Raw genomic sequence first — 14,348 nt, 5'->3', positions numbered from 1 at the left:
GCCTCGTCCAACGGCTTCTTTGCCATGGCGCGTATCTCCATTCAATCCGTTAGAGATATAACGCGCCAGCATCGAATCGGTTGTCATGTTTTATGGGAAACTCAATAGTCTGGCTGCCCGTGGAGTTTGCGTTGGCCGGTGCCTGGGCCACTGTCGGCACCGTGGTCGGCGCCATACGCACGCCTGGGTTCAGACGGCTTTGTCCATCGAACACAATGAGGTCCGCGGACACGACACCGCTGCGAATTTCCGTCATACCGTCGACCGTCACGCCGGTTTGCACCACACGCATCTGCGCCGTGCCATTCGCGTCGATCACGTAAAGCTGCGTGCCGTTCTGCGTATTCACCACCGCACGGCTCGGCACGGCGAGCCGTTGCGTATCGGTGCGCAACAGTACGCGCGCATTCACCAGCTCGCCCGGCCACAGCTCGCGATCCTTGTTGGTGAACGAGGCCTTGAGTTTGATCTGGCCGGTGGTCGGATCGACCGTACTATCGATGAACACGAGCGTGCCGTCGGCGAGCGCCGTGCTGCCGGAACGCGTCGAGACGTTCACCGCCAAAGGCGCGGCGCCCTGATTCGCGAGAAGGTCGGGCAGCACGTCCTGCGGCACGGAGAACAGCACTGTGATCGGCTCCATCTGCGTGACGGTGACGATGCCGGTCGTGTCGGTGGGATGCACGATCGCGCCGATGTCGGCCTCGCGCGCGCCGACGCGGCCGGTGAACGGTGCACTCAGCGTGGTGAAGCTCAGTTGCAGACGGTCGCTCTGCACCAGCGCAGCGTCTGCCGCGACCGTGGCGGCAAGTGCTTCGACTTGCGCCTTCGCGGTGTCCACGGCCTGGGTGGTCGCCGCACCGATGCCGACCAGCTTCGCGTAGCGCGCGAGATCGAGCCTCGCATTATCGAGCGATGCCTGGTCCTTGCGTTGCGCCGCTTCCGCTTGATGCAATTGAGCGGTGAGCGGGCCCTGGTCGAGTTGGGCGAGCAACTGCCCTGCCTTCACATCCTGCCCTTCAGTGAAGGCTACGCGCTGCAACTGGCCGTCCACACGCACTTTGACGTCCACCGTATTGAGCGCCAGGACCGTACCCACGGCGGCCACGCGAATCGGAAAGTCGCTTTTCACCGGATGGCCGGCATTGACCGGCACCACAGCCGCGAGCATCACGACCGGATGCCGCGGCCATAACCACGCGACAAGAATCACGACAAGGACAACGAACGCCGCCACGAGCGGCGCGCGACGGCGCGCACGGGGCGCCTCGTGGTTAGGAAAATCAGCAGATCTCATGAGCGGGAAGGCGTGGAAGTGGAAGCGGTGCCGCTATCGGTCACGCCGAAGCCGCCGCCGAACGCGCGAAACAGGCTCACCGACGCCTGCAGGCGCGCAAGTCGCGCCTGCACCAGCGTGTCTTCGGCCTGATAGAGCGTGCGCTGGGCGTCGAGTACGGTTAGAAAGTCGACGGTGCCGAGCCTGTATTGGGCTTGCGCGAGCGTGGCCGCTTTGCGGGCGGCATCGGCGGCGGCCTGGTCGGCGGCTTCAGCGAGCTGCTGCTGTTGCGCCGCCGAGAGCGAATCCTCGACGTCCTGCAGTGCCGTCACCACCGCCTGCCGATAATCGGCAACGCCCTTGGCTTCCGCGGCCTGGCTTGCGTGCAACTGACCACGCAGTGCGCCGCCGTCGAACAGCGGCGCGGCCAGCGACGTGGCGAGGCTCGCAAACGGGCTCGACAGGAAATGCGAAAGGGACTTGCTGCTGAGCCCACCGTCGGCGGTCAGCACGATATTCGGCAGGAAGGCCGCGCGCGCCGCACCGACGCTCTCATTGGCCGATTGCAACTGCGCTTCCTTCGAGCGGATATCGGGGCGTGTTTCCAGCAGGCCGACCGGCAGATCCGGGCGCGGTTGCGGAATGGCGATGCCGTCGAGCGCGGCATCATTCACCGTGAACTGCTCAGGCGCGGTGCCCACCAGCACGGCGAGCGCATGGGTGTTGGTGTCCAGTTGCTGTTGCAACGCCGGCACCGCCGCGTGGAAGGTGGCGAGCGCATTGCGCTGCTGCTGCACCTGTAGCTCCGTCGCGATGCCCGCCTCCTGTCGCGCGAGCAGCAATTGCAGAATGTGCGCGGCATCGTCGGCGATGGATCGTGCGATCGCCAGGCTCCGGCGCAGGCTCTGCACCTGGAAATACGTGTCCGCCACCGACGCGGTCAGCGTCAACGCCACCGTATCGCGATCGAACCCGGATGCGCGCGCGAGCAAGTCCGCCGCGCTGGCGTTGGCGGCATTGAAGCCCCAGAAGTCGACCTCGTAACTGGCTTCGGCGAACAGGCTCTGGGTTTTGGTGGTCGAGCCACGCCCCTGGTGAGCGCGGTCGAAGGTAGCGCCGAGCGACAGCAACGGATACTGCGGCGCGCCGGCTTTTTCGGCGTTGCCGCGCGCCTGTTCAACGCTCGCAATCGCGGACGCCAGCGTGAAGTTGTTGCGCAGGCTGCGTTCGACCAACGCATCGAGCGCGGGGTCGTGATATTCGCGCCACCAGCCGCTCCTGACGGGAACGGTATCGGCGAGCGACGCACCCGCCGCGCCGTCCAAGTGTTGCGCGAGCGGCGCACTCGGCCGCCGATAGGCCGGCACGAGCGAACATCCGGACAGACCCGAGAGGCCCAGCGCGCAGACTGCGGCATATATGGCATATGCGGCCGCGCGCACCGCCAGACGAGGCGCACGAGGCCTGACGACGCGCGAGAACGGCGCCGAATGGGACAGCCCTGACATGGGAGAACGCTCCGGCAACATGGGAATGTTGCCAGAGTAGTCAGCGGGTCCTGTCGGCGCTTTCGCCCAATAATGAAAAAAATTTAATGCGCCGAAATACGCCGTCGACGCGCATCCACGACGCCGCCCATGTCGCGGCAAAGCGTCCGCTACGGCCTCGGGTTCAGCACATAACCCGCACCCACCACGGTATGAATCAGCGCCACGGGAAAATCGCGATCCACCTTCGCCCGCAGCCGATGCATGTGCATATCGATGATATTGCTGCGCGGTTCAAAATCGTAATTCCACGCCGCCTCGAGCAACATGCTGCGCGTCACCACCTGCCCTTCCCGACGCGCGAGGCATTCGAGCAACAGAAACTCGCGATGCTGCAGGTGCAGAGCGCGCCCACCACGCGTCGCGGTTCGCGCCCGGGTGTCGAGCACCAGATCCGCGCATTCGAGCCGCTCGCTCATCCGGCTGCGATCCGCGCGCCGCGCGAGCGCCTCGATTCTCGCCAGCACTTCCGCAAAGGCATAGGGCTTCATGAGGTAATCGTCGCAACCCGCGCGGAGGCCCTCCACGCGGTTGTTCAGCCCACCCACCGCGGACAACATCAGCACCGGCGTGGTATCGCCGCCAGCGCGCAATTGCTGCACGAAGGCGATGCCGTCGAGCACCGGCAGGAGCCGATCGGTCACCATCACGTTGTAAATGCCCTCGCGTGCGTAGGCAAGCCCGGTTGCACCATCGGCCACGGTGTCGACAATGAGACCGCTCTCGCTCAAGCCACGAGCCAGGAATTGGCTCGCGCGTATATCGTCTTCGACCAGCAGGATCCGCATGCGTTAAATAGATGGATAATGGTTTACATTAAAATTTTTTAACGTTGGCGCGAAACGCCTGTGCAGCTTCGCGCGGCATACTTCGGAACGTCGTAGATACGAGCGTAGTGTAAATGGCCGGCTCGCACAGCCGCGCCGCGCGCTTACTTCTGGAAAACGCATGTCGAACGTACTGGTCATCGAAGACGACGAGCAAACCCTCGCGGAGATCGTTGAAGCGCTCACCGATCACAGTTGCAATGTGCAGACCGCGAGCACGGGCCGCGACGGTCTGATGCTGGCGGTCGCCAACAGTTATGACGCCATTGTGCTCGATCGCATGTTACCCGGCGGACTCGAAGGGCTCGGTATGCTTGCGGCGTTGCGCAGCGCCAGTGTGCTCACGCCAGTATTAATTCTGAGCGCGCTTTCCGCGGTCGACGAACGCGTGCGCGGTCTGCGCGCCGGCGGCGACGACTATCTGACCAAGCCGTTCGAATTCATCGAACTGACCGCGCGGCTCGACGCGCTGATGCGCCGACGCGAAGCGGCGCCGGGTGTGCAGGAATATCAGGTCGGCCGGTTGCGCCTCGACCCGCTCAAACGCGAAGTGACCTGCGCCGGCCGGCCGGTGCCGCTCCTGCCACGCGAATACCGGCTGCTCGAATACCTGATGCAGCATGAGGGGCAGGTGGTGAGCCGCACCATGCTGTTCGAGGCGGTATGGGATTACCGGCTCGACGAGCGGACCAATGTGATCGACGTGCACATCAGCCGTCTGAGAAAGAAGCTGGACCCGGAAGGGACGGCTCCGATGATCGATACCGTGCGCGGTTCCGGGTACATGCTCCATGCGCCTGACTGACCTGCACCGCACCACCGGTTTTCGCCTCGCCACGCTGTTTCTGATCCTGTTCGGCGCGGTCGCGATACTGTTGTTCGGCTACCTGTATCGCGAGATCACCGGCTTCGAACAGGAGCGCATCGACGACTGGCTGATCCGCGAACATGCCGAGTTGCAACGCGAAGAGCCGGACGAACTGGTCGCGCGATTCGAACATCAAAACCAGTTCGATCCGCGCCACCAACGCCCGTTCGGTCTGTTCGACGCTACCGGCAAACATCTTGCTGGCGGCTACGCGGGCGATTTGCCGGCTATTCCGGTCTTCGACCAACCGTTTTCCATGCGGCTCGCGAAGCTGCCCGACCACCTGCCAGGCCGATGCATCGCCGCGCGCGTGCCGGATAGCCGCATCGCGCTGCAATGCCAGAACACCCGCGAGCTCGACCACTTCGACGAAGAACTGCTGCACGCGCTGCTTTCCACCGCCTTGATTACGCTTGTGATCGGCCTGGTCGGCGCGAGCCTGATCGGCATTTCCGCAATGCGAAGGCTCGACGCGGTGACCGCCTCGATCGAGGAAATCGTTGCCGGCAATCTCAGCAGGCGTCTGCCAATGCATTCGAAACGCGACGACATGGATCGCCTCGTCGGCGTCGTGAACGGTATGCTCGACGAAATCGAACGGCTGATGAACGAGGTCAAGGGTGTGTGTGATGCAATTGCACATGATCTGCGCACGCCGCTAACACGCATGCTCGGCGGACTCGAACGTGCGCAGCGCCGCGCCAAAACCGGCGCGGAGTATCGCGCGGCAATCGACGAGACCATCGTCGAAACCGGTGGGCTGCTGCGCACCTTCAACGCGCTGCTGCGCATTTCGGAGATTGAAAGCGGCGTGCGTCGCTCGGGATTCACAATGGTCGATCTGGCGGCCATCGCCGATGACGTGTTCGAGTTCTACGATCCGACTGCCGAGGACAAGCAGATCGCCTTCGAACTGCAACGAGCGGTATCGGGGCCGCTCGATATTCAGGGCGATCCGAACCTGCTATTCGAGGCGCTCGCCAATCTGGTGGAAAACGCCATCAAGTTCGCACCGCACGGCGGCCATGTGCGGATCACCGTGTTCCGGGACAGGACCAGCGCCGGCGTCACCGTTTCGGACGACGGGCCCGGCATTGCGCCCGCCGAACAGCAAGCGGTGCTGCGGCGCTTTTATCGCGGTGAGGCGAGCCGTCACACGCCCGGCAGCGGGCTGGGCCTGAGCCTTGCGCTGGCGGTGGCCGGCATGCACGGCATGTCAATCTGCTTCAAGGACGCAACGCCCGGATGCGAAGTCCTGTTGTACAAACCAACCGAGTAGTGCCGCGTGCATAGCGTGCGCGCCCGGCGTCAAGACGAACTGTTCCGCAAACGACGCTACCTCCTGATCACACTGTTCACTTGCCAACTCTCCTCCCGGCACCCTGCGCAGTTGCCGAACAGCACCGGAAGAGATGTCATGCCATGATCTTTTCCGTCTGACGCGTGCGCTCGCCGAACTCACTCGGAACATCGGGAATCCGAACACGGCGTGCGTCGTAGCACTCGCGGACAGTCAATGCCGCGTCTGAAATTGCTCCCCCGGATTTTGTACACTTCGTGACGGGCGGCGGCCATAGAAGACTGACGAAGCGCGCCGATCTGGCGCGGCCGGCGAACGGCCCCATCATCGCCCGCGACCCGGGCGATCGACATCGTGTCGACGCTTGCGGTCCCGCAACCGCAGGTGCCCCTTCGAGGTAGGCATACAGGTACGTCTCGAGTGTGTGATGGCAGGGCATCGCATGTGCCTCGCCGCCCTTTTCGCGCAGGCGCGCCCACAGGCGTCGCTGCTGCACGTAGACGTCTTCGACGCGCATCGCGAGCGCCGCGCCCACCCGCGCGAACGAGAACACCATCAGCGCGATCAGTGCGCAGTCGCGCAGGCCCGCGGACGTCGTCACATCGATGCTGTCGAGCAGCTGCCGCGCTTCCGTCGGGTCGAGCACCGGCGTGCTGCCCGTTTTCGCGGAATGACTCGACCCGCGCACCGACGCGCCGAATTGTGCGGCACGATCTGGCCCACTACTAACCAGTCGAACAGGTGGCGGATCGCGGCGAACTGCTGCTTGACGGTCGGCGCCGAGCACGTCTGCGTCTGCCGCTCGCTCCACGCTGCCACATGCAGCGGCTGCACGGCCGTGATCGAACTCACGTCGGCGCCGCTGCACCACGGCGAGAAAATCCCCCACCGCGCGCGCATAGGCCCGCCGCGTGTGCGGATTGCGGATCGCCGACACGAGAACTCCAGGAAACGGATACCCGCGCGCGATCTCGCTTCGAGAATCAGCGTTGGGGCAGTGATGCCATGGGGCGCAACCGGCAGGTTCGTGGTTCGCATGGCAGGCTCGCGCCCTCTTTATGAAAGCGTGCGCCAGCGTCCAACCGTCCCTCGGCAAGCATGAACCGAAGATGCCCGTCGATAAGCCCACCCCAAAAAAGCATTGATCATATTGAAAATAACTACAAATTCATCCGCGATTTTCTGCGGCAGTCGTTGACGCCATTGGGCGGCGTTTTCAGCAAACTCAGTCATCAGTTTGCGGACTCTTGTCCTCACGGCATCGAACAAATCCCCAACTCTGTCCATGAAATTGCGGATAGCCTCTACATCGCCAGGGTGGCTGTCAGCCAGTTGTACCGCCTCGTCATAGATGTGATCGACTCTGCGAATCGCGGCGTCGGTAAGCTTTCCTTTTAACTCGTCAGGAGTTTTTCTGTACCTGGACTCGTCGGTTCTCCCGTCTATACGAATCTGCTTTCGCAGCCTCCCCCATAGCATCTCTGCCTTATCACATATAGAGGCGACGCCTGCACCCCGTCAGGGTCGGATCAGTTCTCCGTGGCCACGGCCACGGCCGAACTTAGAGCGCCTCGTGGCCCCCGTAACACAAAAGTCAGTTGCGCCCCCCAATCTCCGGAGATCGTCACGCGGTCAATTGCCAGAGGCGAGAGTTTTTGACAGGCTCCAACCAGTTTCAATCCGCCAAACCGGAACGGCTCCGACATAACAGACCGACACATCCGAATTGCACACAACCAATTATCCCAATCAACCATTTTGCATAAGCGAGATTTTTTCCATTTCAAATCTGACAAGATCTGTCATGAATGACATCGATAACTTGTCACCATTTAAAATGGTCTCTATGTTATCCTCCCAAACCATCGTCATATTCACCAATTAGGGGCGCTCCCGGCCTGCCTGATAACGCGATTTGTGACGGAAAAATTGTCTGGGGCAGCCAGACCCGGCACACACAGGATAGCCCCACGTCATTATCTATTTTAAATGAAAAAGTACGGAATCGAGAGGGCAGGAAACTAGTATACGAGAAGCTGAAAAAGCGAATTCGGTACAGAGAATGGTAGTCGTCAATACCCCTTGACGCCCTTGACGACCATCACCGTTCTTCCCGATCGTCATAAGTCATCAGTTTTTCAAAGATTGACTCCGGTAACGCTAACGCGCCGAAACGTCATCAAGGAGCAAAAATGCGCTATGTTATTTGCTGCACACAAGATGGCAATTCTTACAATTGGGGAAGTGCAACTTCCGTCAATTCTTATATCATGTCTATCTCAATTGCAGCGAAGTTTCCGTCGGCGGGTAACACTGAGTGCTGGTCTTTTAGTCATGCCCCCGCGGATAAGGCCCAGATACTGATCAGCATTAGGGATCTGCCCACACCCATATCCTACGTAGAATCCGAGGGCGCGCTAAAATTGGACACCCCATCCAAGGCGACGAAATTTTTGCTTTTAAATGCCGGATCCTCCGCATATTACATGCAGACACCTGACAAAAAATACGTCAATGTAAACACAAGCAGTTTAATAAATAAACTGGTCGTGGGGGAAAACCCAATCACACAATGGACGTTTGGTGTAGTTTAACTGAAGGCATGGCTAGGTGGCGCATGGTCCCGATTTTCCAAGCCTTTATGTTATGTCGTTTCAACCGGCCCTTGTCCCATTAAATTGACGGGGGGGGGCCGGCCAGCATTTGAAGGAACGCTCCGTGACTTCGCGACCCGCTGCCAATCCAAAATTCCGTGCTCCGGGAAGCGACATACCAGCTAAAATCGAAGTCAAGGTCACAACGGCGATTAGCCGTAGTCGAGATGTCCGTAATTCTGCGTATTGAAATTGACCGTGCCGCCACTGTCGAGTCGTACCTGCATTGCTGCCGCCGTTCACCTTCCCGAAGGTGCCGAGACTGCCGTTACACACCAGCAGCGTGGCGTCATTTTTCAGGAACACCAACCAGTCGCCTTGGGCAAATTCCCGTACGCCCCGCTCCTTGAAACCCGCTGGCCTTCGCCCAGCTCGCCAGCGTCCCGTCGTGCCTCCCGCACCGCCTCGTTGAGCGCGCGCACGTCCCGGTTTCGGGCGCCATGATCGCCTGCGCATCCGCCTTCTCACGGTCTTCCCCATGCGGACATCAGTGCTCCCCGCGCCTCGTCACGGCTCGCCAGCATCTGCGTGTGACCGCGCTCTTGATAGGCGTCCAGACCGCGCCGGACGTCGCCGCGCGCAATCTCCCTGCTCGCCTGCCGCGACCATCCCGCATGCTGCCGGCGAATTTCGGTCAGCTCCTGCGCATCGACCCGCTCCGAAATGGTCCGGAAACCGGCCCCCGCCTCGATCGCAACAAGCTGCTTGGCGTCGCCAATCAGCACGACCTTTGCGCCCGACTGGTGGGCAGTGTCGAGCACGCGTCCCAGCTGTTTGCTACCGACCATGCCGGCCTCATCGACCACGATCACATCGCGCGGCCCGGGCTGATCGACACGATTTCCTGCGTGTTCGCTGCGTATTGGGCTACGCAGGGACTATGGCGACCTTGCGTGCATCGCCGGGGGGCGATGCGATGGTTTTTCCGCTTGTTCACCGGGGTCTCGCCCCGGCCGCGCGCAAACTCGAAGGGTTTGCATAAATGCGCACTTCGCAAATGCCGGTGATCGCTTACGGTCGCTCAGGCGCTGTTTCGCGGTGGTGGTCGGGTGTCCAAGAGCGGCGCGTAACATTGACAAACACTACGATTGTCGAGTGATACATACATGCCTAAACTTCAACCTAACTTACCATCGACTTCGTTCACTGCAGATGAGATCGATGCGGCACTAGGCGAGTCGTTTCCTAAGAAAGCCTCCAACAATCCGCGTACCTCTGAGAATTTGCTGAAGGCCAGGGATGCGTTGGCGCCAGGGAAAATACGTTTTTTGGATAACGCGAATGAAGCAGCAAAAACCGGGGCACTGCCCTCCGACACCGCGATGCGCTTCTCTCTCGCAAAGACGTATGAGATAGAGGAGCGCAAGAAACAATGCCTCCCCCCCAAAAAGCCGCGCGATCGTTACCAGCCAATCAACATTAAGAAGTTCTCGATCGATGATGGAAATAATCGGGGCAGCGTTAAACATCTCGTTAAGGCGAATGGAGAAATAATTGAGGGGCATCGGAATAAAAATGGATTGGACCCAGACATACTGTCAGAAAATTACTTTGGTAATATCCGGGCAAATCGGGAGCACTACAAGGCCCTTTATGAAGAGTGACTCATCGTCATTGCGACGTGCGCGCGGAATCTTTAACCTAAGCTACATGAATCCTAGAGTATCACGTCAATTTACGTTCGCTTATTTATGCAAGGGAGTAATCTCCGCCGTCTGCTGCTGCGCTTCGGACTCGAGTTTCATTACCGGCGTCACGCGCCGCGATCCCGTTCGTCACAGCACACACCACTCCTGATTCTTAGCGACTGGTACCTTCATTTCGATCGAAACCCGGAACCAGTTGCTTACGAAACTTCTTTTCGAGCAGCGGCATTAGCTTGATGCCCCATCGATGCACTGGCGGGTGATGTAAAGTCGCGCCTAGCCAGCATCTCCTAAAGGTTGCGAAAACTCGGTGAGTAGACAACGTACCAACGCACGCAAGCCAAGTCACAAAACACCAACCAATCTTTGCATAGCCCGTCTACTGAATAAGTTCTCGTAATGCACCGACATTTCTACCGTCAGCTTCGAGTTTACGGGTGCGCTTGCAAACGAATACTCAGGGTTGGCCGTTGCGCCGGCTTGCTATATCGCCTTCGGCGGACATAGATATGCATGTCCCTTTGCGTAATCTACTACTTGCGGAGGACCTACACGTCGCTTCTACCCGAGAGTCTATTCACGGCTGCTCCGTTCTTCGAGGGCCGCGTTTCCGAGAGGGGACGCGGTTACCCACTACCTCCTGTTATCCACGGCTCCCCCGAACAAAACTTGTGAAGGATAACTCATTGATAGAAGTTCGAAACACATTCCAATTACGGCGTTGGTGGCGCCATTACGCCGATCATCGGCTGGCGCCTTTACGGCGATCCTGAGGTGACGCCAATACGCCAATCCCGGTTTGGCTCCATAGCGGCGATCATTGACACCAGTCGTACAAAACGCTCGCCCTTGACACCGGAGCCCGCCGACAGAGGTCGCTATGCGTCGGTCGGCATTTCTCGCTGCGATCCTGTCCGCGCACGTAGGGCTCATTCTTCGTCACAGCGAGCACGAAGGGCTGTGCGCGCGACTCCAGGCATAGCCGCAAATGCCGGTCGCCGCCGTATACCTCGTCGCCTCTCACTCAGCCGCACGGCACGCCGTCATCCAGCGTCCCACCCAAGCATGACACGGGCAAACTGTGGCTTTGTCGCAAACTTCACTGCATCGGGAATGCCCGCCGCCTTGCAGCGCGCGGGATCGTCGGTTCACACCCGAAGCATATAAAGCTCGCAGTCGATGACGGCACCACCCCCATGGCCGGCATAGCAGAGCCCCCCGATCTGGATGCTCTCAATACGGCCTGCTGTGCCACTGTACTGACGCTGCACGCTGGCCGATTGCTCACCTTTCTTGACGAAGCCGGTCTCGTCTACAACCAGCACGGCGTCGCGTGTACCCAGTTGCTGAACCAGGTGAAGACGCAAGACCTCGCGCACGGCGTCCGTATTCCATTTCGCACGCCCGAGCAGGTACTGCGCACCGCCCGGGGTCGACTCACCGATCCGTTCGGCGAGCTGCCAGCCGTTCTTGCGTTCGGCCCTGCCCAGCAGTCCCTTCAGATAGGACAACGACCGCTCCCGCGATTCAGACAGACTGAAATGGTTCCCCAGACGCGCATTTAACGCCTCAAGTTCATACTCCCATCCCTTTACGAGATGATTTCGTCCCTCATATTTTGAGTGGCATTACTAAAATATAATAGAAAAACTAGCTATAGATGCAGTACTTATCCGCAGCGAACGCACAGTCACAGAATGGCTTAAGTGTTCGCGAGAAATTGACTTGAAATCTGGCGCCGTATCCGCCGTAGCGATTGCGTTTGAATGAGAAGCCTTCGCGCTTGAGCGCCTCACCGAGCGTTTCGATCCGGCACGGCAGCGGTTTTCCGTAAATGACTTGTACGCGTTGTCCAATCTGCGCAAGGGGCAACGACTCAGTTTGCGCCACCTCAAGGGCCGTGGTGATCATTGCGTCAGACAACGCAGGCGGACGGCCACCATTATGGCCGCCCGTCAGGCCGCAGACACCGCTGTCGCACCATGTGTGCGACCAGTTGTAGATACTCTGTCCGCTCACACCAGGCTGCCTGGCGATGACCTTGGGGTTGATCCTGCGCGAGCATCAACGGGGCCGCCGCCCACGTGCGCGTGTCACGATACCGGTGACTGATCAAAAGATGCAGCAAGGTTACTTTGTCGGCCTCGTTCAGCTCTACCACACACTTCATCCGCTACCCTGGCATCAAGAGGGCGCCAGGCTAGCGAAATTCAAACAGATTTACCAGGTTCACTTAGCGTTCTACAGAATCGAAAACACGGATCTTTACCCAGTTTGGATTGCTGTCCGGAATAAAGTGCTTAACATGCGCATCGGAGACTTGGTATTCGTCGTGCGCACGCCGGCCGGAAAACACCATATGAAAAGCGACGTCGAAGTTATCCTCATTGAAAAGATAGGGAACCTGCTTATGGCGCGTTAGATTATGCGCCAGAACTGTCGCAGAGAACGACAATTCCCCTGGATGATTGGTCAGATATTTCTTGCCGAGTTCGAGCTGCCTTTGGACAGCGTCAGGGCTTTTATCTTTAAGTGTGATGTAGATATCGTGGTGTATTGGCGCGTGATCTGGCATCACGGGTGCGTCGTTAGTTGAGGCGATCGTATTTGAGGATGCGATCACGCCAAACGATAGAACCAGTGCCGAAATAAAGCGTTTCATAGATTTTCTTCCTTTTAAATTTATATAACATAACGAACCCCGCAATTGAGGTCGACTAGCGCCGAATCATTAGATTCGGAACTTCAAATTCCGCAACCGTTATACGCACCAAGCCACCATTGACGACCTGCGTCTACCTCCGAGCCTCGTCGGATGATCCGATCGTGAAAAAGTAAACGATCTGCCGCAAGGCGTCCCGCTGTCTGCCGTGCAATCGTTGGTCGACTATTGGCTCCATCTCGAACTGTAACGGATGGAATTATCATCTTGCGTTCAGCTTTTCGATGAAACGCTCATTCATTTAGCCTCACAAACCAAATAAATTGCCAGTTCTGATTTTATCTCGAACTCACTTATGGCGCACGCAACGCGTAAGTTACTTTATATTTTAGATTGTTTCCGTCATAAATAATGCATTCAAAACCAAAACGTTTATAACCAATGTTGCAATCACCGATTTAATAGATCATCTTCAAATATAGCTCTCTACCGGGCTGGGAAGCCGCCCCTATTCTCCATAGTCTATTTGGCGACATCCCGGGAATTTTTAGCATTCTCATATGTTTTTCCAGCACTTTCGAATAGCTCGAGCGCTGCCTTCCTCATAGAACCGGTTGAAAGATTTAGCTAGCGCATTCGCAAGCTCTCTCACTGGGGACCCGAAGGTAAAATCCATCGGCCCGGCAGCAGACGACATGCGGCGAGGTAAGGGAGAGCGTGAGCGATCACTGGTGCCAGGGCGGCGGTCGGGCCGACCGATTGGTGGCTTACCTGGCCGGTGCCGTGAAGGGGGAATTCTTGATACTGTTGACCATGATGCCGAAAATAAAATTGAATTTTGACCATTGCACTGTAGATGCCGGCCGGACGACTCGCGCATCGGTTTGCGCAATGCCCCGCGCCTTTCCGAAATGTGGCCGTGGGCCATGCGTACCTCTGCCAACTACAAGGGCTTCCCCGTTGAGCACAAGAGTTCTAAAGATTTTCTATCGCCATATGCTGCCTTGCCGACGTCATGTGAGAAGGTGAAGGACTGCGTAACTACAACCGGTCATATTGGGCCAATGGCCCGGACCCTGATGAAAGACGCGCGCAAGGACCTCATTCGCTTTCCGGGATTCAAATTCCCAGTTGACAGGTCAGGTACGCCCCGCGCGGGTCCAACCCGCTTCACATCACCGCTGGCAGTGCAAAGTGATCGTTTCTATTCTCCATGTTCGGTTTGTCATCTGTCCGCAATTGCTTGCCCGAAGGGAATCATGCATCGGTCAGTTCAAGCTTGAAGTCGACGCCATATTTCAGAATGGCCCAAGCCATCCTCGCATTTTTGGCGGCGATCGCTACCGCTGCTCTCCAGTAGCCACGCCGTTCGACGAGGCTTGCGGCCCCGCTACCGTGTGCACTGCCGGGCTATCGCGCCGACCATCATGTAATGTGAACTTTCGCCGTTAAGGAGCCAAACCGTTTTCGGCATAAAGGCGCCAGGGGCTTTTCGGCGCTTAGGCGCCACAAGTTTTTCGGCATATAGGCGCCAGTAGATTTTCGCCGTAAAGGCGCCACTGACGCCT

At 58.7% G+C, this 14,348-nt stretch carries 10 protein-coding genes and 2 pseudogenes; 3 read left to right on the top strand and 9 right to left on the bottom strand.

The window, feature by feature from the left end:
• Positions 1 to 49: 49 nt before the first annotated feature.
• From HV796_RS37090 to HV796_RS37080, 3 genes are all read right to left on the bottom strand, one after another.
• Entirely contained in the window at positions 50 to 1,237 is a 1,188-nt protein-coding gene (locus HV796_RS37090) for an efflux RND transporter periplasmic adaptor subunit (RefSeq protein ID WP_175232826.1), read from the bottom strand.
• Between the two features lie 56 nt (positions 1,238 to 1,293).
• The gene (locus HV796_RS37085) at positions 1,294 to 2,784 is read right to left on the bottom strand and encodes an efflux transporter outer membrane subunit (RefSeq protein WP_175232825.1); all 1,491 of its coding nucleotides are present in this window, start codon (positions 2,782 to 2,784) and stop codon (positions 1,294 to 1,296) included.
• Positions 2,785 to 2,933: 149 nt separating this feature from the next.
• Complete coding sequence (locus HV796_RS37080) at positions 2,934 to 3,611, bottom strand: response regulator transcription factor (protein WP_175232824.1); 678 nt, start codon at positions 3,609 to 3,611, stop codon at positions 2,934 to 2,936.
• 160 nt (positions 3,612 to 3,771) lie between these two features.
• Between HV796_RS37080 and HV796_RS37075 the strand changes: the two genes are divergently transcribed.
• Together HV796_RS37075 and HV796_RS37070 are read left to right on the top strand one after the other, a co-directional pair.
• Positions 3,772 to 4,455: a response regulator transcription factor gene (locus tag HV796_RS37075; RefSeq protein WP_175232823.1), complete on the top strand. Its 684-nt coding sequence runs from the start codon at positions 3,772 to 3,774 to the stop codon at positions 4,453 to 4,455.
• The gene (locus HV796_RS37070; RefSeq protein WP_175232822.1) at positions 4,442 to 5,797 is read left to right on the top strand and encodes a sensor histidine kinase; all 1,356 of its coding nucleotides are present in this window, start codon (positions 4,442 to 4,444) and stop codon (positions 5,795 to 5,797) included. Before HV796_RS37075 ends, HV796_RS37070 begins: the two co-directional genes overlap by 14 nt.
• Positions 5,798 to 5,933: 136 nt before the next feature.
• Here the strand turns inward: HV796_RS37070 and HV796_RS37065 are convergent, their stop codons facing one another.
• On the bottom strand, positions 5,934 to 6,755 hold the full coding sequence (locus HV796_RS37065) for a site-specific integrase (protein WP_425497109.1): 822 nt from the start codon (positions 6,753 to 6,755) through the stop codon (positions 5,934 to 5,936).
• 2,181 nt (positions 6,756 to 8,936) lie between these two features.
• Positions 8,937 to 9,335, bottom strand: coding sequence for an AAA family ATPase (locus tag HV796_RS37055; RefSeq protein ID WP_281369971.1), 399 nt, complete (start codon positions 9,333 to 9,335; stop codon positions 8,937 to 8,939).
• A 243-nt stretch (positions 9,336 to 9,578) separates the two neighbouring features.
• Here HV796_RS37055 and HV796_RS37050 point away from each other — a divergent pair, with 243 nt between their 5' ends.
• On the top strand, positions 9,579 to 10,076 hold the full coding sequence (locus tag HV796_RS37050; RefSeq protein WP_175232819.1) for a hypothetical protein: 498 nt from the start codon (positions 9,579 to 9,581) through the stop codon (positions 10,074 to 10,076).
• Positions 10,077 to 10,957: 881 nt separating this feature from the next.
• Here the strand turns inward: HV796_RS37050 and HV796_RS46095 are convergent.
• The 4 genes and pseudogenes from HV796_RS46095 to HV796_RS37030 all read right to left on the bottom strand — a co-directional run.
• Positions 10,958 to 11,671 (bottom strand): annotated as a pseudogene (locus HV796_RS46095) (IS701 family transposase); the annotation flags it as partial.
• Positions 11,672 to 11,768: 97 nt separating this feature from the next.
• A complete protein-coding gene (locus HV796_RS37040) occupies positions 11,769 to 12,137 on the bottom strand; it encodes a helix-turn-helix domain-containing protein (protein ID WP_175232818.1) in 369 nt (122 codons plus the stop codon).
• A gap of 214 nt (positions 12,138 to 12,351) precedes the next feature.
• Positions 12,352 to 12,780: an antibiotic biosynthesis monooxygenase family protein gene (locus HV796_RS37035; RefSeq protein ID WP_175232817.1), complete on the bottom strand. Its 429-nt coding sequence runs from the start codon at positions 12,778 to 12,780 to the stop codon at positions 12,352 to 12,354.
• A 1,257-nt stretch (positions 12,781 to 14,037) separates the two neighbouring features.
• Positions 14,038 to 14,160 (bottom strand): annotated as a pseudogene (locus HV796_RS37030) (IS110 family transposase); the annotation flags it as partial.
• Between the last annotated feature and the right edge of the window lie 188 nt (positions 14,161 to 14,348).

This window comes from Paraburkholderia humisilvae (assembly GCF_902859855.1).
Lineage (GTDB): Bacteria > Pseudomonadota > Gammaproteobacteria > Burkholderiales > Burkholderiaceae > Paraburkholderia > Paraburkholderia humisilvae.
The sequence above is the reverse complement of the archived record's forward strand: the minus strand, read 5'-3'. Positions and strand labels throughout refer to the sequence as shown.

What these genes read in the sequence shown, in the direction of transcription:
- HV796_RS37085 (WP_175232825.1), bottom strand. Translation starts at nt 2,784, where the DNA reads ATGTCAGGGCTGTCCCATTCGGCGCCGTTCTCGCGCGTCGTCAGGCCT.
- HV796_RS37080 (WP_175232824.1), bottom strand. Translation starts at nt 3,611, where the DNA reads ATGCGGATCCTGCTGGTCGAAGACGATATACGCGCGAGCCAATTCCTG.
- HV796_RS37075 (WP_175232823.1), top strand. Translation starts at nt 3,772, where the DNA reads ATGTCGAACGTACTGGTCATCGAAGACGACGAGCAAACCCTCGCGGAG.
- HV796_RS37070 (WP_175232822.1), top strand. Translation starts at nt 4,442, where the DNA reads ATGCGCCTGACTGACCTGCACCGCACCACCGGTTTTCGCCTCGCCACG.
- HV796_RS37050 (WP_175232819.1), top strand. Translation starts at nt 9,579, where the DNA reads ATGCCTAAACTTCAACCTAACTTACCATCGACTTCGTTCACTGCAGAT.
- HV796_RS37035 (WP_175232817.1), bottom strand. Translation starts at nt 12,780, where the DNA reads ATGAAACGCTTTATTTCGGCACTGGTTCTATCGTTTGGCGTGATCGCA.